Source organism: Mesorhizobium sp. WSM4816 (genome assembly GCF_055811535.1).
Window position 1 is genome coordinate 123,236 of record NZ_JBVVQR010000005.1, and the last position, 21,364, is coordinate 144,599.

Sequence of the window (21,364 nt, forward strand, 5' to 3'; positions counted from 1 at the left end):
CCAATGCTAGAGATGCCAACCCTAGCGATGATAGAAGGGATTCGGATAGAAAATGAAGCTGCCGGCGGCTTCGAGTTCGGCCACGGTCGTGGTGGTGGTCTCCTGCATGCGCCGGTGCAGTTCGGCGAGGGCATCGTCGATAGAGCCCGGAAAGGCGTGCAATCCCAACGGCTCCGGCACCCGGATATGCGCGCAGCGCGGCCCGGCCGGTTGCGGTACGAAGCAATTGACCGTGTCGCGCAGCGTGCCCTTGCAATAATCGTTGCGGATACGCTTCAGATGCTCTGCGATCTCCTCTTGCGCAATGCGCGGATTGGCTGAGGCCCACGGTCCGACGCGTTGGAGACGCTGGATCGTGTCCGCCAGCGAGCGGATCTGTTTTTGTCGCTCGGCGTCGCCGGTGCCTTCCCGCAGCCAGCGGCGCGCCCGGCGCAAAAGCTCGGCGATCTCGCTGGCGCCGGGATCGACCGAAATACCCTCCCCCAGGCGCCGGCTCAATTCGCGCAGCAATTGCTTGTGCCGCGTAGCATACGAAGCCCGTTCGTCGGGCGCCATGCCGCAGGCAATCTCATCGCGCGACAGCAGCGTCGCATAGATATGGTGGACGCGCTCCGGCAGCGTATCGACGGCACGACGCTCAATCTTCAGGCTCTTCTCGACATAGGCGCATTCCTGCGCCAGCGCCGGCTCGACATTTTTGGTGAAGGCGAGCTTCCAGACAACCGGCGCGATCCAGACTTTGAAATCCTGATCCGTGACGCGACCGCGCTTGAGCGCTTCGAACCCCATCTCGACAGCCCCCGGAAGAAGCGGAGCGACGACATTGCCATGCCAGCCGACGCCGCCTTCGGGATGCAAGAGAACGCCATGCCCTTTCAGCGCCCAGGCGATCGAGTGTTCCTTGGCAGCGCCGCTGTTGCCGGGTATCTGGGCGATCAGATTGTTGGCCAGCCAGAATTTCTGCGTGATCCGGCCGAGGCCGTTGACGACGCCATGCGTGGCCCAGGATGCCGCGAGCGGACTGACCGTCGAGACGATCTCCTTGTCGATCATCCAGTCGGTGAAGAATTCCGGATGGTTGGGCGTGATGAACGTTGCCTTGCCTGCGCCGCAACAGGCCTTCAGCCGCTGCCGGTCGTCGTCGGGAAAGTCGATATGGCGGACATTGGCGACACCGCGCAATCCGGCCACGCGGTTGAACGGCAACAGGTCGCGAAACCCGGGAATGCCACGCAGCATGACGACCCGGTTGACGACAGTCATGATCCTGATCAGCGCCGGATTGGGCGTCGGCGCCACGAACACATCGATTTTGCTCAACCCATCCCCCGATCGATCCCTCGGCGTAGAGGTTGAAATGCAATTGCGGCGTGTTCAAGTCATTCGCCGCCGCCTTGCGGGCGTGGCTAACCCAGGGCTCTATTTCGGCGGACAGGGTTTCGTCTGATCGAACAGCGAAAGATTGACCAGCTTGCCGGTCATCGAGAAGTCGTTGTAGTCCATGAGCAGGTCGCGCGTGATGCCGTTCTCATGCAGCTTGAAGCTGATCCGGTATTCCGGCACCTCCTCGCCTGACTTGTCGGTGCTGTCGAAATAGGCGATGTCGACTGGCCAGTATTTGTCGGTGGCGAGTTTTGCCAGTGCCGGCACTTCCGGATCGGTCTTGTCGGCATCGGCTTTCTTGCCGACGACGACGGTGGTGGTCATCACCTTGTTGGCATCTTCCGAACCGTCGAACAGGTTGGTTTCGTAGAAATTTTCGCCCTTTTCGGCCTTGTCGATCAGTTCGGCCAGATGCTGCGTCGGAAACTGTGTGGCCGGCAGTTCGACGCTGCTCTTCTCCGGCTTGTCGATGTCGACCTTGAGGCCGTTTGTCTCCTTCGTCGCGGTGCCCTTGACCTCCTTGTCGAGAGTCTGGTCGACAAAGGATTTTGTCACGAACGAGAAGGTCTTGCCTTCGGCGTCCTCGAAAGTGGTCGTCTGCTGGTCGGTCAGCCTTGTATTCTCGTTGGTGACGATCTGGGTGACGAAACGGAACTTCACCGTATAACCTTCGCAAGGCGAGCCGTTGAACTCATAGACCATGCGGCCGGAAATGCCGGTGATGCCGGAGCGGTCGGAGGCCTTGTCCAGGGTCAGATCGTAAACCGCGCGATGCGCCTGCAGCGCCGGTACGGCAAAAGCCGGCGCCATCGAGAACACCGCTGGCAGCAGGACAGCGTGGAATGCGAGGCGTGTTGCGCGCATGAGGGGCTCCGATCATCGCGCCTGATGGCAGGCCGCAGGGAAAGAGGATCCAGCTTAAAAAAAGTCGTGGCGGAAGCGAGGCAAAAATTGCAATTTCGGCCCGGCCTGCGCAGCGTCACCAAGCAATAGGGAAATACCATGAGTGAAACAATCGAAAAGCGGCTAAGCGATCTCGGCGTGACGCTTCCGGTCGCTGCCGCGCCCGCCGCCAACTACGTGCCCTATTGCAGATCAGGCAATCTGCTGTTCATCGCCGGACAGCTGCCGCTCAAGCAGGGCAAGCTGCAGGCGAGCGGCCTGCTCGGCCGTGATGTCGACATCGCAACCGGCCAGGAAGCGGCAAAATACTGCGCGATCAACATATTGGCGCAGGCCAAGGCAGCACTTGGCGATCTCGAGAAAATCCGCCGCGTGGTCAAGATCACCGTCTTCGTCGCCTCGGCGCCGGATTTTTTCGAGCAGCACCTGGTTGCCAACGGCGCCTCGGATCTACTGGTTGCAGTGCTCGGCGATCCCGGCAAGCATGCTCGCGCCGCCGTCGGTGCCGCCTCCCTGCCGCTTAATGCCGCAGTGGAAATCGAAGCCATCTTCGAAGTCGAATGAGCCCGGCATGACCGACCTTTCCTGGCTGACCGCCCGACCCATTGCCCATCGCGGCCTCCACGACATGAACAAGACGCGCTGGGAGAACACGCTTTCCGCCTTTGCCGCTGCGGCTGAACGCGGCTATGCGATCGAATGCGATGTGCATCTGTCGTCAGACCGCATCCCGGTGATCATACACGATGGCGATCTGAAGCGGCTGACCGGCCAGGACGGTTTCGTCTGGCAGCGCACGGCAGCAGAAATGACGGCCCTCAAGATCGGCGACACATCAGATCGTCTGCCGACGCTGCAGCAGGCCCTCGACCTGGTCGATGGCCGCGTGCCGGTGATCGTCGAACTGAAAGGGGTTCCCGGCCGTGACGAAGGCTTGGTGGAAAGCGTCGGCAAGATGCTCAAGAACTACAGGGGCAAGGCGGCGATCATGTCGTTCGACCACTGGCTGATCCGCGACTTCCCAAAACACGCGCCCGGCATTCCGGGCGGGCTGACCGCTTATGGCAACGAAGTCAAGCTGATCGAGGCGCATTTCGCCATGCTGGCGCACGATATCGCCTTCGCCTCCTACGCCGCCGGCGACCTGCCGAACCAGTTTGTCAGTTTCGTGCGCGAAAGGCTCAAAATGCCGGTCATCACCTGGACCGTGCTCGACCAACCGGCGGTCGACCTGACCTTCAGATATGCCGACCAGATGACGTTCGAAGGATTTGAGCCGGATCTTGTGCAGGTCGCCTGAACCGAGCTTGCATGAACTGAGCTTGCATGGACCGGCACGGAGCTTAAATAGGCCTCATGGATCAAGGCGATGAAGGCGACGGGCAAACGGCGAATGGAGCGTATGCGATCCGGGTTGCCTCTGGCATCGGAGCCTTCACCTGCGCCGAATGGGATGGCCTCGGCGGGACCTCACGCTGCGATACAGAAAACGGATACAACCCACTCGTTTCATTCGCTTTTCTGAGCTCGCTTGAGGATTCCGGCTGCGCCGTGCGGCGCACCGGCTGGCAGGGCCATCATCTCAGGCTCGAGACAGCGCAGGGAAAGCTGCTCGGTGCCATTCCCTGCTACCTGAAATCGCACAGCCAGGGCGAATATGTATTCGATCACGGCTGGTCGGACGCGTTCGAGCGCGCCGGCGGGCGTTACTATCCAAAACTGCAATGCGCCGTGCCGTTCACGCCGGTCACCGGCCCTCGCCTGCTGGTCAACAAGGGCGAGGACAGTGGTGCCGTGAAGGCCGGCCTGGCGGCCGGCCTGAAGGCGGTGACGGAAAAACTCGGCGTTTCCTCCGCGCATGTGACTTTCGCGCAGCTGAGGGATGTCGAAGCGCTGGAAGCGGCGGGTTTTTTGCACCGCACCGACCAGCAGTTCCACTTCTTCAATGAGGGTTATTCGACCTACGACGATTTTCTCGCCACGCTGGCGTCGCGCAAGCGCAAGGCGATGAGGAAGGAGCGGCGCGAGGCGCTCGCTCACGGCATCTCGATCGACTGGCTGACCGGCAAGGACCTGACCGAAAGGGTCTGGGACGACTTCTTTGCCTTCTACATGGATACCGGCAGCAGGAAATGGGGGCGGCCCTATCTCAGCCGCGCGTTTTTCTCGATGATCGGCGAGCGCATGGCCGACGACATCCTGCTGGTGATGGCCAGGCGCAATGGACGCTACATTGCCGGTGCCATCAATTTCATCGGTTCCGATGCCCTCTACGGGCGCAACTGGGGCTGCATCGAGGACCACCCCTTCCTGCATTTCGAGGTCTGCTATCACCAGGCGATCGACTTCGCCATCGACCGTAAGCTGAAGGTGGTCGAAGCCGGCGCACAAGGCGAGCACAAGCTGGCGCGCGGCTACAGGCCGGTGACCACGCATTCGGCGCATTACATTGCGCATCCCGGCTTGCGTAACGCGGTCGCCGACTATCTCAGGCGCGAGCGCCGCGAAGTGGAGCGGATGGCCGGTTATCTCGAAGAGCACACCCCGTTCCGCAAGGATCTGGCGGACGATTAGAGCGACGTGCGTCCAATTGGACGCACAAAGTACGCTCGAAAGCATCGTAGTTTCCGAAGATCGATTCCGATTGTCGGGTCGATGCGGTAGGAGCAACACACAATCCGGAGCGCACGCCATGGCCGAACAAACCACATACGACAGCAACAATATCTTCGCGAAAATCCTGCGCGGTGAAATCCCGTCGCATCGCGTCTATGAAGATGACGCGGTTGTCGCCTTCATGGATGTGATGCCGCAAGGGCCGGGTCATACGCTGGTTGTACCGAAGGCGCCGTCGCGCAACCTGCTTGACGCGGATCCGGCAACATTCGGCCCACTCTTCGCCGTCGTGCAAAAGGTGGCGGTGGCGGTGAAGAAGGCATTCGGCGCCGATGGTGTCACCATCCTGCAGTTCAACGAGCCCGCTTCGGGCCAGACCGTCTACCACCTCCATATCCATGTCATTCCACGCTTCGAGGGCATCCCTTTGAAGCCGCATAGCGGGCAGATGGAGAAGCCGGAAGTGTTGGCTGAGAATGCTGGCAAGATACGGACGGCGCTGACAAACTGATGCCGGGCGTCGCGGGTCCGGCCGCCCACCAGCCCCTCGAAGCAAAAAAGCCCCGTTTCCGGGGCTTTTTTTTTAGCTTTCAGGGCCATCATCCCTTGCGGGGGAGTTGCGGCACCAGGCTGCGCTTGCTGCCGTCCTTGCCCTTGGGCTCCGCCTTCTGCGTGACCGCCTTTTTCGCAGCCGGCTTCTTGCCGGCAGCTTTCCTGGGCTTCGGCGTGTCGTCCGGTTCTTCCTTCTTCGGCTTGACCGGCGCCTCGTCGGCGAGTGACTCGAGCTTCAGCCCGGTTTCGCCGGTCTCCTTCTTGTCGACGGTGACACGCACCGTGCCGCCCTTCTTGAGCTTGCCGAACAGCACCTCGTCGGCCAGCGGCTTCTTGATGTGCTCCTGGATGACGCGGCCGAGCGGCCGTGCTCCCATGCGCTCGTCATAGCCCTTCTCGGCCAGCCAGGCGATCGCCTCCTGCGACAGGTCGAAGGTGACGCCACGCTCGGAGAGCTGGGCCTCGAGCTGCATGACGAACTTCTGCACCACCTGGTGGATGACCGGCACCGGCAGCGAGCCGAACGGGATGATCGCATCGAGACGGTTGCGGAACTCCGGCGTGAACAGCCGGTTGATCGCCTCGACATCGTCGCCTTCGCGCTTGGTCGAGCCGAAACCGATAGCCGCGCGCTGCGCATCCGAGGCGCCCGCATTGGTGGTCATGATCAGGATGACATTGCGGAAGTCGATCTGCTTGCCGTTGTGGTCGGTCAGCTTGCCATGGTCCATGACCTGCAACAGGATGTTGAACAGATCCGGATGCGCCTTCTCGACCTCGTCCAGCAACAGCACGCAATGCGGATGCTGGTCGACGCCGTCGGTCAACAGGCCGCCCTGGTCGAAGCCGACATAGCCGGGAGGCGCACCGATCAGCCGTGAGACGGTGTGGCGTTCCATATATTCGGACATGTCGAAGCGGATCAGCTCGACACCGAGCGAGGCCGCGAGCTGCTTTGCCACTTCGGTCTTGCCGACGCCGGTCGGCCCCGAGAACAGGTAGGAGCCAATCGGCTTCTCCGGTTCGCGCAGGCCGGCCCGCGCCAGCTTGATCGCCGAGGTCAAAGCCGTGATCGCGGTGTCCTGACCGTAGACGACGCGCTTCAGCTCGATGTCGAGACCGGCCAGCACCTTCTCGTCGTCGGCGGAAACCGTCTTCGGCGGAATGCGGGCGATGGTGGCGATCGTCGCTTCGATCTCCTTGATGCCGATGGTCTTCTTGCGCTTGGCCTCCGGCACCAGCATTTGCGAGGCGCCGGTCTCGTCGATCACGTCGATCGCCTTGTCCGGCAGCTTGCGGTCGTTGATGTAGCGCGCCGACAGTTCGACCGACGCCTTGATCGCCTCAGCCGTGTAGCGAACCTTGTGAAACTCCTCGAAATACGGCTTGAGACCCTTCATGATCTCGATGGCATCCTCGATGGTCGGTTCGTTGACGTCGATCTTTTGGAAGCGCCGCACCAAGGCGCGGTCCTTCTCGAAGAACTGGCGGAACTCCTTGTAGGTGGTCGAGCCGATGCAGCGGATCGTTCCCGACGACAGCGCCGGCTTCAACAGGTTCGACGCATCCATGGCGCCGCCAGACGTCGCCCCTGCCCCGATCACGGTGTGGATCTCGTCGATGAACAGAACCGCGCCCGGATAATCCTCGAGCTCCTTGACGACCTGCTTCAGCCGCTCCTCGAAATCACCGCGATAGCGGGTGCCGGCCAGCAATGTCCCCATGTCGAGCGCGAAGATGGTGGCGTTATGCAGCACTTCCGGCACGTCGCCCTCGACGATGCGCTTGGCGAGGCCCTCGGCGATCGCCGTCTTGCCGACGCCGGGGTCGCCGACATAGAGTGGATTGTTCTTGGAGCGGCGGCACAGCACCTGGATGGTGCGGTTGATCTCGGACTCGCGGCCGATCAGCGGATCGATCTTGCCGGCCTTGGCCTTGTTGTTCAGATTGACGCAATAGGCGGTCAGCGCGTCCTGCTGCTGCTTTTTCTTGCCGCTGTCCTCTTGCGGCTCGGCGCCGCTCTGGCCCTGCTCGTCATCGGCGCCACGCGGCGACCGCGTCTCGGATGCGCCGGGCCGCTTGGCGATGCCATGCGAGATGTAATTGACCGCGTCGTAGCGGGTCATCTGCTGCTCTTGCAGGAAATAGGCGGCATGGCTCTCGCGCTCGGCGAAGATGGCAACGAGCACGTTGGCGCCGGAGACTTCCTCGCGGCCGGACGACTGCACATGGATCACCGCGCGCTGGATGACGCGCTGGAAACCGGCCGTCGGCTTGGAATCCTCGTCATAGCCGGTAACGAGATTGTCGAGCTCAGTATCGATGTAGGTGAGAACCGTATGCTTCAACTCGTCGAGATCGACGTTGCAGGCGCGCATGACCGCGGCCGCCTCGGTGTCGTCAATGAGCGCGAGCAGCAAGTGTTCAAGGGTTGCGTATTCGTGGTGCCGCTCATTGGCGAGCGTCAGCGCCTGGTGAAGCGCCTTTTCCAGGCCTTGGGAGAAAGCCGGCATGTTACCTCACTTCTTCTCCATCACGCATTGCAGCGGATGCTGATTCTGTCGGGCGAAATCCATGACCTGAGACACTTTGGTCTCGGCCACCTCGAATGTATAGACCCCGCACTCGCCCACTCCATGATTGTGAACATGAAGCATGATGCGTGTGGCGGCTTCACGGTCCTTCTGGAAAAAACGCTCCAGCACGTGAACCACGAATTCCATGGGCGTGTAGTCGTCGTTGAGAATGAGGACCCGATATAAGCTAGGCTTCTTGGTCTTGGTTTTGGTGCGCGTGATGACGGCCGTGCCGCGACCGGTCTCGTTGCCGTCGCTGCCGTTTTGCATCCGCACCACATCTGTTGTGGCAGTCAAACCTGTCGTCACGTAACCCTGCCTTTTCGAATCCCCATGCGCGTTCGACATGTAGGTGTTCGATGAATGATTTTAAGCCCTTCTGTTTAGCTGACAATATGGCTAGGTGGCCAAACTTGACCGATTTTTCGAAATCGTGAAGGCAGCAGAGCCCCTGATTTCAAAATCGAGGGCATCGGGACGATCCGATAGGCGTGGAGCACTTACGGTCTATCGTAGATGCGTCAGCTAACGAAACAACATGCATATGAATAACCTGGAGTCGCATGAACCCTTCAGACGCGCTTTAGGTGCCAGCGAGTCTGTTTAGGCCGGACACACTCAGGATTTCCATCGTCCAACACGAGCGAGAACAGCGACAGGCAAGATGCCGACGAGAACTATGGCAAATGCCGCGATCGAGGCTTCCTCGTAGGTCCCGCGCGCCGCCTCGCCGTAGAGATGCGTCGCCAATGTCTCGAAATTAAGCGGCCTCAACAGAAGCGTCGCCGGCAACTCCTTCATGCAATCGACAAACACGAGCAAGCCCGCAGCGACGAGCGACGGTTTCGAAAGCGGCAGATGAATATGCCGGAATGTGCCAGTCACATTCTGGCCGAGGCTGCGCGCGGCGTGATCGAACGAGCGCGGAATGCGGCTGAAGCCCGCCTCGACCGAACCGACCGCAATCGCCAGGAAGCGTGCGACATAGGCGTAGCCGAGCGCTGCTCCCGACCCGATCAGCAGCAGGCCGGTTGGCGCGCCCAGCCATGCGAGCGCGGTTCGGTCGATCATCTGATCGAGGGCCGCGACGGGCAACAATATTCCGATGGCCACCACGGTGCCGGGCATCGCATAGCCGACCGTGGAAATCCGCTGCAAAGCCGCCGTGACACGGCCGGGAAGCGAGCGCGCCGTATAGGCGATGACCACGCCGAAGAGAAGGATGGCGAGCGTGGCCATGGCCGACAGGGTGACGGTGTTGAGCGTTTCCGACAAGAGCCGGGGCGACAGCCCTGCGAAACGGACGCGCTTCCACGCCTCGACGGCAAGATAGCTCGCCGGGGCGATGAACCCGATGAACACCGGCAAAAGGCCGAGCGCAAAAACCAGCAGACCGGAAACGGTGCCGAGACGATGCGGTGTGAAATTCCGCGCCTTTTGTGCGCTCGACCAATAACGCTGACGACGGCGCGCCCAACGCTCGATAGTGACGAGCGCGACCACCAATGACAGCATGGCGAGCGCAATCTGCGCCGCGCCCGGCAGGTCGGACCGCGTCACCCATGTCGTGTAGACCGAGACCGTCAGTGTCTTCACGCCCAGGAACTCCGAGGCACCGATGTCGTTCAGCGCCTCCATCAGCGCGAGGCTGACGCCGACGGCGATCGCCGGACGTGCCAGCGGCAGCGCAACGCGCCAGAAGACGCCGCCTTTGCCACTTCCAAGCGTGCGCGACACCTCGACCAGATTGGCCGCCTGGGTGAGAAACATCGCCCGCGTCGTCAGGTACACATAGGGGTAGAGCACGAAGCCGAGCAGCACGATGCAGCCGGCCATCGACCGGATGTCGGGAAGGCGGAATTCGTGTGGGCTGGTGTAGCCAAGGGCCGCTCTGACCGCACCCTGGACCAAGCCGATCGGATGGAGAAGATCGAGATAGACGTAGGCGATTATGTAGGTCGGCACTGCGAGCGGGAGGAGCAGCGCCCATTCTAAAAACCTGCGGCCGGAAAAGTCATAAGCGGTGACAAGCCAGGCCGTCGAGGTGCCAAGAAGCGTGACGAGGACACCGACGCCGACGAGCAGCGCCGTGGTCTGCTGGAAGGCCTGTGGCAGCACATAGGCGAGGAGATGCGGCCAGAGTCCGCTCGATCCCCGCAGCGCCTGCCAGATAAGGGCGAGAACCGGGATCGCCACCAGCACAGCGATAAGCGCGGTCGCCATGAACCACAGTCGCCCGGACCTGTACCGGGCGACCTTCACAATGGGGGCTTTAGGCATAGTGGAGGCTTTAGGCAGGTCGACATCCGACATCGGGAGATCACCGGGCGCAGCACTGCCCACGCCCGGATCGCCCATCAGTTGTCGAAGCCGACCTTCTCGGCCAGTTCGCTTGCCTGCTTGCGATGCTTGACGATTTCCGTCATCGGCACTGGATCGACTTTCAACGCGCCGAACGAGGCGATGATCGGGTCGATCGGAGCGCCGGCCTTGACCGGGTATTCGAAATTTGCCTTGGCATAGAGTGTCTGGGCGTCGTCGGAGACCAGATATTCCAGCAGCTTGACCGCCTCACCCTTGTTCGGCGCATGCTTTGCGACTGCCGCGCCGCTGACGTTGACCTGCGTGCCGCCATCCTTGAACGTTGGCAGGACGACCTTGATCGCGTCGCCCCAGGCGACCTGCTCCTCACCGCCCTTGCCGGAGCGCATCAGTCCGACGTAGTAGGAATTGGCGATGCCTATCTGGCAAATGCCGCCGAGGATGTCCTTGGCTACATCGCGGTCGCCGCCGCCCGCCTTGCGGGCGAGATTCCCCTTGACGGCGGCAAGCCATGCTTCCGTCGCCTCGGCGCCGTTATGTGCGATGTAATCGGCGAAAAGAGCGGTGTTGTAGGGATGCTGGCCGGACCGGATGCAGACCTTGCCCTTCCATTTTGGATCGGACAGGTCCTCGTAGTTGAACGCGGCAAGATCGAGATCCTTGGCCGCGTAGAGTACGCGGGCCCGCATCGACAGAGCAAACCAGTTGTTGGCCGGGTCACGCAGGTTCTCCGGGACCGCGGCTTTCAGAACATCTGATACGACCGGCTGCGTCAGGCCTTTTTCGGCCAGGTCAGCGAGGTTGCCGACATCGACCGTCATGAGAATATCGGCAGGTGAGCTTTCCCCTTCCGAGGCCACACGCTCCGCAAGACCATCTTTCATGAAGACTGTATTGACCTTGACGCCGCTCGAGGCGGTGAAGGCGTCAAGCAGCGGCTGGATCAGCCCAGGCTCACGCGTGGTGTAGATGTTCAGTTCGGCCGCCATGGCGCTGGCCCCGCCAGCGAGGGCGAAGACGCCGCCCACCAGGGCGAGTCGCAATGTGGAAAGGCTCTTCATGAAGCGGTCCTCCATTAATTGATTGGTGCGGCCGGCATTGGTTGACAGCCCAGGAATTGCTCGATCATATGTGACTAATTTAGTCAAGTTACTTTGCGACCAAAGCGCTTGCGACTTATGCCGCAGCGAATATCAGGACGCCGCCTGGATCTACGGTCAGGTGGATCGGCTCACCCGGCTTTACATCGATCCGGCTGGTGGTGCGCAAGCGCAAGAGGTCAGCAACGCCCTCGATCCTGACCAGCAATTGTTCGATCTCACCCAGAAAAGAGCGGTTGACGACAAGCGCCGGCAGACCTTCCTCGGGACCTGAAAGGGAGACGGCCTGCGGGCGGATGCAGGCAAACGCCTTGCCGCCTTCCGGAAGATCGAGCCGGGCTGGAAAGCTGCCCAGCACCGTTTCGACCCGGCCATCGCGGTAGATGCCCTCTACCCTGTTGCACGGGCACAAGAATTCGGCGGCGTAGAGTGAGTTGGGATGATCATAGATATCGTAGCCCGTCCCGACCTGCACAACCCGCCCCTCCTGCATCAGCACAACCCGGTCACCGACGGAAAGGGCCTCCTCCGGGTCGTGCGTGACGAGGATCGCCGTCGTCCCCAAGGCTCTCAACGTCGAAATGGTCTCCTCGCGCACCCGCTCCCGCAGGCCACGATCAAGGTTGGAGAAAGGCTCGTCCATCAGCAGAATGACGGGTTTTGGGGCAAGCGCCCGCGCCAGTGCGACTCGCTGCTGCTCGCCACCTGAAAGCGTGTGTGGGTAACGGCCGGAAAGCGCCTGGATGCCGATTCGGGCGATCACCTCGGCCGCACGGGCGCTCGCCTCGCGCCGCGACAGCCGCTTGAGGCCGAAGGCCACGTTCTCCTCGACGGTCAGGTGCGGGAACAGGGCATAATCCTGGAACATGAATCCGATGTTGCGGTCTTCGGGCTCGACAAAGCTGTTCGCGCCCTCGATCTCAATGCCATTGAGCAGAATTCTTCCGCTGTCGGCCGTATCGACGCCTGCAATGATCCGCAAAAGCGAGGATTTGCCGCAACCGGACTGGCCGACCAGGCAGACGATCTCTCCAGGCGCAATCGAAAGCGAAACGTCATCCAGCGCCCGGGTGTCGCCGAAGCTTCGGCTGATGTGTTCCAGCGTTAGCGGAGCGCCGGCATCATTTATCGACCCATGCATCATTCGCCCTTAAGCTAAACCGACAAGCTGGCTCATTGCTGTTTAGATCAGCGTCGATCGGCTGGAAACTTAATTGCCATGAAAAAAACCCGGCCGCACGTTCGCGACCGGGTCCGTCTTGCTGGCCCAAGGGCCGTGTTCACATCTTGTAGCGAGATTATTTCGCCTTTGCGACGATCGATTCGAACGGCTTGTAGGCTTCCTTGGCGAGTTCGGCATAGAGGTCACCAATCTTGGTGGCTTCGGTGACGAAGGCTTCGTACGACTGCCTGGCAAAATCGGACTGGATCTCGATCGCCTTCTCCAGCGACTTGGCCGACAAAAGTTTCTCGGCTGCTGCGCTGCCCGCCTCGAAGCTTTTCTTGGTGTACTCGCCCGCCTCGGTGGCGATGGCCTGCGCGCCCTTGGAAAGGGATGCGAAGCTCTTCAAGCCGCTATCCGCAAACTCCTTGCCGTATTTGCTGAAATCTTCATAGGTCTGGGTCATTCACGCAATCCCTTGCCAGTTGTCCTTGAGCGGTGGACGCGGCCTTTTCCCGGGGCCGCGTTGTGCAATGCAAATAATATATTGTGCACTGCACAAAAGTCAAGTTTTTTACCGAGTGCGGGTTTCACCGGGTGCGGCCCCGGCCATCCGGCCAGCAGATCGGCGCAACCGTCGGGAAATGGCTAAGATTCGAATAAAGAAAAGCTCAAGCTCGAAGAAAATGGTGAACGCTGCGGTTACCATAAACGGATTGGTAACGCTGGCCGCGATAGCTTGGCTTGAAGTGAGGCAGGACCCCTTTGCCGCCTCCACCGCAACAAAAATTCAAAGGAACCATCGGTGCGTCAGGCGTTGTCGGGCATTCTCTCCAAATCCGCGTCCTCCTTGAAAACGATCATGATCCTCGCTTTGGCGATGACATTCGTCGTTGCCGGAGCTGCTTCGTCCATGGCGGCGAGGTCGGCGGCCATCGTCATCGACGCCAAGACCGGCAAGGTGCTTTACTCTTCGAACGCCGATGGCCGACGCTATCCCGCCTCGCTCACCAAGATGATGACGCTTTACCTGGCCTTCGAGGCCATGGCGAACGGCAAGATCGGCAAGAACTCCCGCGTCGTCTTCTCGGCCAATGCTGCTGCCGAACCGCCGACCAAACTCGGCGTCAAACGGGGCGGCGCGATCACCGTCGAGACCGCGATCCTGTCGATGGTGACCAAGTCGGCAAACGACTCGGCAACCGCAATCGGCGAACTTCTCGGCGGCAATGAAGCCAATTTCGCCCACATGATGACTGCCAAGGCGCGGGCACTGGGCATGAAGGGGACCGTTTTCCGCAACGCCCACGGCTTGCCAAATCCCGGTCAGTTCACCACCGCGCGCGACATGGCGGTGCTCGGCATCGCGCTGCGGGAGCATTTTCCCCAGTATTACAGCTATTTCTCGCAGCGTTCCTTTCTCTACGGCCGCAGGCGCATCAACGGCCACAACCGGCTGCTTGGACGCATCAAGGGCGTCGACGGCATTAAGACTGGCTACACCCGCGCCTCCGGCTACAATCTCGTCTCCTCGGTCGACGACGGCGATCGCCGCATCGTCGCGGTGGTCATAGGCGGGAAATCCGGCGGCAGCCGCGACAACCAGATGGCCGCATTGATCAAAGCCTACCTGCCGAAGGCGTCGTCGCGCGGCAGCGGCATGCTGATCGCCAAGGCTGGCGGCGGCAACCCGATCACCGCTCTGGCGAAAGTATTCCTGCCCAAGCGCGACGCGCCGACGCCGGACAGCAGGCCGGAAGACGATGCGGCGTACAACGAGGCCCCGGACGGCGATGCCATTGCCTCCCTGGTCGAGGAGGCCGAGCCCGTCGTTGAAGAAGCCACCCCCGTCGTTGAGACCAGGCCCGTCTCCCAGACCAAGAAGGTCGAAACAGTGGCCGCGGCTACGGCGGACGATGTGGCGACCGCACGGGTCGCAGCAGCCTATGGCGAACCGGCAACGGTCGATCCCGTCAACACGGCATCGGTGCCGTCCGGCTGGGCAGTCCAGGTCGCCTCTTCGCCAAAACAGTCCGAAGCCCAGGCTCTCCTGGACGAGACGAGCAAACAGGCGCCTTCGGTCCTGGCCGATGCTGTGGGCTTCACCGTCGCCTTCGAGAAGGGCGGCGTCACCTACTACCGCGCCCGGTTCGGCTTTGGCTCGAAGACTGCCGCCTCGAAAGCCTGCAACGCCCTGAAGAAGAAGAAAATCGAGTGCTACGCCGTCCACCAGTAGGCGGCGTCGAAACATCTCCCGGAAGAATTCTGCGTCGAAGGAGACTAGTTGTGATTGGAGAGCAAGACGTCCTTGGCTTCGTTGATCCGCGCCGCCAGAAACGAAGTGCCGCCGAGATCGGGGTGCAGGCGCTGCATCAGGCGGCGGTGCGCCTTGCGGACATCCGCCGCGGCGGCCCCCGCTTCAAGACCAAGGATCTTGTAGGCCTCCTCCTTAGTCATGGCGCCCGAACCTGGCGAAACACCCAGCCCGTCGCCACCATTCGCCTCCGCGTCTTTGCGCCAGATGGGAAATCTGCCGTCAAGATACGTCTCTAGCAGCTGGCGGCTCTCCGGGTCGCCGGGGAGTTCGCGATAAAGCTGCTGCAATTCCGCAAGGCTCATCGTGCCTAGCATCTTGCCTTCATGGCAGCCGGCGAGCACGAGCCCCTCCAGATTGCCAGTATCGTGATCAAGCTCCATTTCGAGGGCCGCGGTGCGCACCGTCGAATACTTGCCCGGCTCCAGTTTCGCCGTCGGCCGCTTCATCCGCATCGAGCCATACCAGGCGAGCGCCGTCGACAGGATCAAGCCGCCGATGCCTGCCCGTCCAACCAGAAGCGCGGCGACGCCGATCAGCGCCAGCAGGACAGGCCCAAGCGTCCTCATCCAGCTTGCGAGTTTCGCGGGGTCGGAGCGCAGAAACACCATGGCCACGCCGAGCAGCACCAAAAGCAACGCCACGAATGCGATAGTCGCGCCCATCATTTCCTGCCGCTCCGCAGATGCTCGATCATCAGCCGGTCTTCCGGCCTGCCCCTGGCCTCCAGAGCCTTCAGCCCGCCCGTCGCAAACACCGCAACCGCCGATAGCAGGCTGGCCAAGGTTGCGGCGGCCCGCCGATCAAATCGGAACCAGGCGCCTTTGGACAGCCGCGCAATTTCCTTGAACGCCTTTTCCGCGCCGGCATCATGGCCCTCCTGAAAGACGAAGACAGGAACGCCGTGCAGGCCGAGGCTGCCGGCCTTTTCCGCCAGATCGTCGATATTTTCCTCCATCGCGTCGCCGATATAGACCAGCGCGTTGACCTTGGCGGCCGCCGTCTGTTTCAGCGCATGGGCGAGCACCTTGCCGATCTGGGTGTGGCCGCTGCGGCATTCGATCCGCGTCATCAGCTGCTTCAGCGCGCTCGTATCGGTGACGAATGCGGATGAGCGGCACTCGCCAAAACCGCGAAAATAGACCAGTTGGACCTTGAGCGCCCCGGCCTTGCCGACGGCGTCGAACATCTCGCCCTGCAGCGCACAGGCGAGATCCCAAGTCGGCTGGCGGCTCATGGTCGCGTCGAGGGAAAGGATCAGCCTGCCAGTACCGGTCGCGGACGCAGCCAGCGTCCTTGCCTGACGGATAAACGCGTCGATCTCGCCGCTGCTCGATTGGGATTCGACCGGCGCAGGATTGGCCTTTGCGGGCACGGGCTGCTTCTTGTCGCTCATGACATTCAAGATGTGGCGTTGTCGCACAGCTTGCAAGCCCAGCATGAGGCTATCTGGAGGGCCGGCGATCACCGCAGCTTTGAATATTGGGGCCTTCCTAGAGAAGGCCGAGATCGGCAAGCTCGCGCCTGAGTTTTGGCGGCATTTCGACCAATCCCGCTTTGCCCTTGGAGAGATCGGCCGGTGCGTCCGACGGTTTCAAATAGCGCCAGCCTTGAAAGGCGCGGCGCGGCTGCCATTCAGTCGGCACGACCGCGGGATCGAGGATCAGGTGACAGCGGCCGATACCCTCGTCATCGGTGAAAGGACGGATTTCGGTGATCAACTGGCGGCACTGCACGTTGCCCTTGATTACCCAGTAGAGGGAACCGCCATCGGTGACCTCGGCGCTGCGCGTCGGCGTCATGCGGGTGGTGTGGTAGTGCTCGACCGGTTCACCGGCGCGCCGCCGTTCGTCGAGGCGGAACGCGATCCACTCTTCGAGATCTTCGACGCTGTCGCAGCCAACGCAGAGCTTTATGAGATTGAGGGACATGGATCAAGGTTTAGTCCGGCGCGCGAAGGCGTCAACTGGCCCAATCGACTTTCTCCACAGTGCCGACTTTCTCCACAGTGCCGCTGTTCTCCACGGCGCCAATCCACAGTGCAAGTTTGGCTCAGCATTCCACGATATTGACGGCCAGTCCGCCGAGGCTGGTTTCCTTGTATTTCTCGTTCATGTCGAGGCCGGTCTGGCGCATGGTCTCGATCGCGGCATCGAGCGGCACGAAATGAACGCCGTCGCCCTTGATGGCCAGCGACGCGGCAGTCACCGCCTTGACGGCGCCGAGCGCGTTGCGCTCGATGCAAGGCACCTGCACCAGCCCGCCGACCGGATCGCAGGTCATGCCGAGATGATGCTCAAGCGCGATCTCGGCGGCGTTCTCGACCTGCTCAGGCGTGCCGCCCATCACAGCGCACAGCCCCGCTGCCGCCATCGCCGAGGCCGAACCGACTTCGCCCTGGCAGCCGACCTCGGCACCCGAGATCGAAGCGTTGGTCTTGATGATGCCGCCGACCGCTGCTGCGGTCAGCAGGAAATCGCGGATGCTTGGCTGGTCGGCCTCGGGATGGAAATGCAGCCAGTAGCGCAGCACCGCCGGCAGCGTGCCTGCAGCACCATTGGTCGGCGCGGTGACGACGCGCCCGCCGGCGGCGTTCTCCTCGTTCACCGCCATGGCATAGATCGACAGCCAGTCGTTGGCGAGCAGCGGATTGGGTCGGTTCTGCCGCCACTGCTCCTGCAGCTTGTCATGCAACTGACGCGCACGTCGGCGCACCTTCAGGCCGCCCGGCATGATGCCGTCCTGCGACAGGCCGCGCTCGATACAGCTCTTCATGGCGCTCCAGATGCCGTCGAGGCCGGCGTCGAGTTCTTCACGCGACATCTGCGTCTCTTCGTTGACGCGCTTCATGTCGGCGATGGAAAGACCGCTTTTCGCGGCCATCGACAGCATCTCGACAGCATTCTTGAAGGGGTATGGAACCTTCTTGCCTTCGCTCGTCACCGAGCCCTTCGCCTTCATCCGCTGCAGTTCTTCTTCGGAAACCACGAAGCCGCCGCCAATCGAATAGTAGATGCGCTTGAGCAGCAGGCGGTCGTCGGCATCATAGGCGGAGAAAGCCATGCCGTTGGCGTGGCCGGAAAGCGGCGTCTTGCGATCCAGCACCAGATCCGTGGCCGGGTCGAAGCGATAAGACGGATGGCCGGGCGGCGAAATCCGCTTCTCGGCGGCGATACGGTCGACGATGCTGTCGGCCTGATCGGGGTCTACCGTCTGCGGCGTCTGGCCGGCAAGCCCGAGCACGACGGCGCGATCTGAACCATGGCCGATGCCGGTATAGGCGAGCGAGCCGTGCAGGCTGGCGGCGATGCGGTCGACCTTGGCGCCGACCGGGCGTGGCCAGTCATCTCCCGCGACCTCGTCGAGAAAACGCCGCGCAGCCGTCATCGGTCCCATCGTGTGCGAACTCGATGGTCCAATGCCGATCTTGAACAGGTCGAAAACCGAAAGGAACACGCGTCGCTCTCCTATTGGAATTTACATATAGGAATTCTTGTGATGTTTCCGCTCTTTCGAAGATTGCGGCGCTGCACCTGCCGACCTTGTTTGCTCCGGCAGCGACATCGTTGCGTTCCGCCATCGAAGCGCCGCCACCGCTTGTGGTAAGAGGGTTGCATGGGCGATTCCTTCCATTTGTCGACGGCAGACCTCGTTGCGCTTGCCTTCTTCGTTTTCGTGTGGGTGCTGCATACGCTCGCCTCCGACGGAAAGCTGGTCAGGCGCATGTCGCTGACGACGGCGATGAACGTCCAGCGTCATGCCTGGATGCGGAACATGGCCGAACGCGAGGTCCGCATTGTCGACACCGCCATCATGGCCGGCCTTCAACAGGGAACCGCCTTCTTTGCCTCCAGTTCGCTGATTGCGATCGGCGGCTGTTTTGCCCTGCTCGGCGCCTCCGATCAGGTTGTTTCGGTGCTGAGCGACCTGCCGCTCGGCGCGACGTCGTCCCGCTCCGCCTTTCAGATGAAGGTGTTCGGATTGGTGCTGATCCTTGCCTATTCCTTTTTCAAGTTCGGCTGGGCCTACCGGCTGTTCAACTATTGCTCGATCCTGATCGGTGCGGTGCCGATCCCGCACGGCGAGGCTTCACGCAACCCGGTCAGCGAGACGGCGGTATGGCGGGCGGCGCGCATGAACATGCTGGCCGGAAAACATTTCAATTCCGGCATGCGCGGCGTGTTCTTCTCGATCGGCTATCTCGGCTGGTTCGTCGACCCAAAAGTATTCGTGCTGTCGACGCTGCTGTTGCTGGCGGTTCTGGTGCGTCGCCAGTTCTTCTCGGCGGCGCGGCAAGCCGTGATCGGTCAGCCGCCCGAGCCGACACCCGGTCCGGGAAAAAGCCGATCGATGCGGCCCGACAGCCGGTAGGCGACGCCCCCACCCCTTTAGGTGGGAGACGACACTACCACCACTTTTCCGGCTGGAACGTACCCGCAGCCTGTTCGATGACATGGGCGGTCTGGAACAAGGTTTCCTCGTCGAACGGCCGGCCGATGAGCTGCAGGCCGAGCGGCAGGCCCTTGGCGTCAAGCCCTGCGGGCACGGCGATGCCCGGCAGTCCGGCCATGTTCACGGTCACCGTGAAGATGTCGTTGAGGTACATCTTGACCGGGTCGGCGGCCATGTCCTCGTCGGCGATGCCGAAGGCCGCCGACGGCGTCGCCGGCGTCAGGATGACGTCGACGCCGGCAGTGAATGCATTTTCGAAATCCCTCTTGATGAGGTTGCGCACCTTCTGCGCCTGCAGATAGTAGGCGTCGTAGTAGCCGGCGGAGAGCACATAGGTGCCGATCATGATGCGGCGCTTGACCTCGCGGCCGAAGCCGGCGGCGCGGGTCTTCTCGTACATGTCGACGATGTCCTTGCCCGGCACGCGCAACCCATAGCGGACGCCGTCATAGCGGGCTAGGTTCGACGAGGCTTCGGCGGGCGCGACGATGTAATAGGCCGGCAGCGCATATTTGGTATGTGGAAGCGAAATGTCGACGATCTCGGCGCCGGCATCTTTCAGCCAGGCAATGCCCTTCTGCCACAGCGCCTCGATCTCGTCGGGCATGCCGTCGACGCGGTATTCCCTCGGGATGCCGACCTTCATGCCCTTGATCGGCTTGCCGATCGCCGCCTCGTAATCCGGCACCGGGCGGTCGACCGAGGTGGTGTCCTTCGGATCGACCGAGGCCATGGATTTCAAGAGAATCGCAGCGTCACGCACGTCGCGGGCGATCGGACCGGCCTGGTCGAGCGACGAAGCGAAGGCGACGATGCCCCAGCGCGAGCAGCGGCCGTAGGTCGGCTTGATGCCGACCGTGCCGGTGAAGGCGGCGGGCTGGCGGATCGAGCCGCCGGTGTCGGTGGCGGTAGCGCCGGCACACAGGAACGCCGAAACGGCGGAGGCCGAGCCACCCGACGAGCCGCCCGGCACGAGCTGGGCGTTATCCAGCGTGCGCGCGGTCCTGGTGCCGCCGGCCGAGACAAAACCGCCATCGCCCTGATGCGTGGTCGGCATCACCATCGTGTCGACGCGCGAACGCCGCCATGGATTGACGACCGGGCCGTAGTAGGAGCTCTCATTGGACGAGCCCATGGCGAACTCGTCCATGTTGAGCTTGCCGAGCATGACGGCGCCGTCGGCCCACAGATTGACGGTGACGGTCGATTCGTAGTGCGGCTTGAAGCCGTCCAGCACATGGCTGCAGGCCTGGGTGTGGATGCCTTCGGTGCCGAACAGGTCCTTGACGCCGAGCGGAATGCCTTCGAGAGACCCGCCCTCGCCCTTCGCAAGCTTTGCGTCCGAGGCCCTGGCCATGTCGCGCGCCTTGTCATCGGTTACGACGACATAGGCATTGAGCGCCGGATTGGCCCGCTCGATTGCCTGGAGATAGGCTTCGGTGATCTCGGTTGCGGTGATTTCCCGGGCGCGCAGCTTGGCGCGGGCCTGCGAAATCGTCAGGTGGGTCAGGTCGCTCATCAGGCAAGGCTCTTTTCGTAAAACACCGACCACCCGGAATCGGGATAGTCCAGCACCGGGCCGCAGCGCGAAAATCCGGCGCGTTCATAGACGGTCCACGCAGCCGGATGGCGGTCGCCGGTTTCCAGCACCAGACGCTTCAGTCCTTCATTGCGCGCCAGCGCCTCGATTCGCTCGACGATCCCGGCGCCGATCTTCTGCCCGCGATGCGAAGGCCGCGTGTACATGCGCTTGACCTCGCCGACGGCGCCGTCATGGCGTTTCAGCGCGCCGCAGCCGATGGCGAGGCCGTTGTCGCGAGCGATGAAGACAGTCGTGTCGTTGTCGGCCATCTGCTCGACGGTCATGTGGGAGCAGTGCTCCGGCGGCGTCAGTTCCAGCAGCGTGTCGTTGAGCTCCTTGACCAGCCCGCGCACGTCGTCCTGCAGCGGCGTTTCGATGGCGATCTCGATTGCCATCGGCCCG

Annotated in this window: 21 protein-coding genes; 6 read left to right on the forward strand and 15 right to left on the reverse strand. The window is 62.1% G+C overall.

Translation table 11 applies throughout. The features are described 5' to 3' along the window. Window positions 1-21 precede the first annotated feature (21 nt). Window positions 22-1,320, reverse strand: coding sequence for a hypothetical protein (locus tag AC0L3H_RS08380; protein WP_473585142.1), 1,299 nt, complete (start codon window positions 1,318-1,320; stop codon window positions 22-24). Between the two features lie 99 nt (window positions 1,321-1,419). Beyond that, window positions 1,420-2,247: a cell envelope integrity EipB family protein gene (locus AC0L3H_RS08385; RefSeq protein WP_023801218.1), complete on the reverse strand. Its 828-nt coding sequence runs from the start codon at window positions 2,245-2,247 to the stop codon at window positions 1,420-1,422. A 138-nt stretch (window positions 2,248-2,385) separates the two neighbouring features. Between AC0L3H_RS08385 and AC0L3H_RS08390 the strand changes: the two genes are divergently transcribed. The 4 genes from AC0L3H_RS08390 to AC0L3H_RS08405 all read left to right on the forward strand — a co-directional run bounded on the left by AC0L3H_RS08390 (window position 2,386) and on the right by AC0L3H_RS08405 (window position 5,413). Continuing rightward, window positions 2,386-2,850 carry a RidA family protein gene (locus AC0L3H_RS08390; RefSeq protein ID WP_292398119.1) on the forward strand — a complete coding sequence of 155 codons (465 nt, stop codon included), beginning with the start codon at window positions 2,386-2,388 and terminating at the stop codon, window positions 2,848-2,850. Between the two features lie 7 nt (window positions 2,851-2,857). After that, complete coding sequence (locus AC0L3H_RS08395) at window positions 2,858-3,586, forward strand: glycerophosphodiester phosphodiesterase (protein ID WP_473585143.1); 729 nt, start codon at window positions 2,858-2,860, stop codon at window positions 3,584-3,586. Between the two features lie 56 nt (window positions 3,587-3,642). Beyond that, window positions 3,643-4,860 carry a GNAT family N-acetyltransferase gene (locus tag AC0L3H_RS08400; protein ID WP_473585144.1) on the forward strand — a complete coding sequence of 406 codons (1,218 nt, stop codon included), beginning with the start codon at window positions 3,643-3,645 and terminating at the stop codon, window positions 4,858-4,860. A 118-nt stretch (window positions 4,861-4,978) separates the two neighbouring features. Beyond that, window positions 4,979-5,413, forward strand: a complete 435-nt coding sequence (locus tag AC0L3H_RS08405; protein WP_473585145.1) for an HIT family protein — start codon at window positions 4,979-4,981, stop codon at window positions 5,411-5,413. Window positions 5,414-5,501: 88 nt separating this feature from the next. Here the strand turns inward: AC0L3H_RS08405 and clpA are convergent, their stop codons facing one another. The 7 genes from clpA to AC0L3H_RS08440 all read right to left on the reverse strand — a co-directional run bounded on the left by clpA (window position 5,502) and on the right by AC0L3H_RS08440 (window position 13,550). Then, window positions 5,502-7,967 (reverse strand): ATP-dependent Clp protease ATP-binding subunit ClpA, encoded by a 2,466-nt coding sequence (gene clpA / locus AC0L3H_RS08410; RefSeq protein ID WP_473585146.1) that lies wholly within the window; start codon window positions 7,965-7,967, stop codon window positions 5,502-5,504. Window positions 7,968-7,973: 6 nt separating this feature from the next. Continuing rightward, on the reverse strand, window positions 7,974-8,300 hold the full coding sequence (clpS, locus tag AC0L3H_RS08415) for an ATP-dependent Clp protease adapter ClpS (RefSeq protein WP_023801212.1): 327 nt from the start codon (window positions 8,298-8,300) through the stop codon (window positions 7,974-7,976). Between the two features lie 348 nt (window positions 8,301-8,648). Then, on the reverse strand, window positions 8,649-10,253 hold the full coding sequence (locus AC0L3H_RS08420) for an ABC transporter permease (protein WP_473585147.1): 1,605 nt from the start codon (window positions 10,251-10,253) through the stop codon (window positions 8,649-8,651). A 134-nt stretch (window positions 10,254-10,387) separates the two neighbouring features. After that, window positions 10,388-11,413 carry an extracellular solute-binding protein gene (locus tag AC0L3H_RS08425; RefSeq protein WP_473508474.1) on the reverse strand — a complete coding sequence of 342 codons (1,026 nt, stop codon included), beginning with the start codon at window positions 11,411-11,413 and terminating at the stop codon, window positions 10,388-10,390. 115 nt (window positions 11,414-11,528) lie between these two features. Beyond that, window positions 11,529-12,593 (reverse strand): ABC transporter ATP-binding protein, encoded by a 1,065-nt coding sequence (locus AC0L3H_RS08430; RefSeq protein WP_473585148.1) that lies wholly within the window; start codon window positions 12,591-12,593, stop codon window positions 11,529-11,531. A 157-nt stretch (window positions 12,594-12,750) separates the two neighbouring features. Further along, a complete protein-coding gene (locus AC0L3H_RS08435; protein WP_023801209.1) occupies window positions 12,751-13,080 on the reverse strand; it encodes a phasin family protein in 330 nt (109 codons plus the stop codon). Between the two features lie 344 nt (window positions 13,081-13,424). After that, a complete protein-coding gene (locus AC0L3H_RS08440) occupies window positions 13,425-13,550 on the reverse strand; it encodes a hypothetical protein (protein WP_280809885.1) in 126 nt (41 codons plus the stop codon). Between AC0L3H_RS08440 and AC0L3H_RS08445 the strand changes: the two genes are divergently transcribed. Beyond that, the gene (locus AC0L3H_RS08445; protein WP_473585149.1) at window positions 13,528-14,850 is read left to right on the forward strand and encodes a D-alanyl-D-alanine carboxypeptidase; all 1,323 of its coding nucleotides are present in this window, start codon (window positions 13,528-13,530) and stop codon (window positions 14,848-14,850) included. The genes AC0L3H_RS08440 and AC0L3H_RS08445 overlap by 23 nt on opposite strands. A gap of 44 nt (window positions 14,851-14,894) precedes the next feature. Here the strand turns inward: AC0L3H_RS08445 and AC0L3H_RS08450 are convergent, their stop codons facing one another. The 4 genes from AC0L3H_RS08450 to AC0L3H_RS08465 all read right to left on the reverse strand — a co-directional run bounded on the left by AC0L3H_RS08450 (window position 14,895) and on the right by AC0L3H_RS08465 (window position 18,384). After that, window positions 14,895-15,596, reverse strand: a complete 702-nt coding sequence (locus tag AC0L3H_RS08450; RefSeq protein WP_473585151.1) for a DnaJ domain-containing protein — start codon at window positions 15,594-15,596, stop codon at window positions 14,895-14,897. Continuing rightward, window positions 15,593-16,324, reverse strand: a complete 732-nt coding sequence (locus AC0L3H_RS08455) for a vWA domain-containing protein (RefSeq protein WP_027151914.1) — start codon at window positions 16,322-16,324, stop codon at window positions 15,593-15,595. Before AC0L3H_RS08455 ends, AC0L3H_RS08450 begins: the two co-directional genes overlap by 4 nt. A gap of 97 nt (window positions 16,325-16,421) precedes the next feature. Further along, entirely contained in the window at window positions 16,422-16,859 is a 438-nt protein-coding gene (locus tag AC0L3H_RS08460) for a DUF1489 family protein (RefSeq protein WP_023801205.1), read from the reverse strand. A gap of 121 nt (window positions 16,860-16,980) precedes the next feature. Then, entirely contained in the window at window positions 16,981-18,384 is a 1,404-nt protein-coding gene (locus tag AC0L3H_RS08465) for an L-serine ammonia-lyase (protein WP_023801204.1), read from the reverse strand. Between the two features lie 159 nt (window positions 18,385-18,543). On the opposite strand from AC0L3H_RS08465, the gene AC0L3H_RS08470 reads away from it, so the two are divergent. Beyond that, on the forward strand, window positions 18,544-19,299 hold the full coding sequence (locus AC0L3H_RS08470) for a DUF599 domain-containing protein (RefSeq protein WP_473585153.1): 756 nt from the start codon (window positions 18,544-18,546) through the stop codon (window positions 19,297-19,299). A 34-nt stretch (window positions 19,300-19,333) separates the two neighbouring features. On the opposite strand, the gene AC0L3H_RS08475 is transcribed toward AC0L3H_RS08470, so the two are convergent. Both AC0L3H_RS08475 and AC0L3H_RS08480 read right to left on the reverse strand, forming a co-directional pair. Then, window positions 19,334-20,899 (reverse strand): amidase, encoded by a 1,566-nt coding sequence (locus AC0L3H_RS08475; RefSeq protein ID WP_473585154.1) that lies wholly within the window; start codon window positions 20,897-20,899, stop codon window positions 19,334-19,336. Further along, a complete protein-coding gene (locus tag AC0L3H_RS08480) occupies window positions 20,899-21,357 on the reverse strand; it encodes a GNAT family N-acetyltransferase (RefSeq protein ID WP_023801201.1) in 459 nt (152 codons plus the stop codon). The genes AC0L3H_RS08475 and AC0L3H_RS08480 overlap by 1 nt, the downstream gene beginning before the upstream one ends. Window positions 21,358-21,364: the final 7 nt, after the last annotated feature.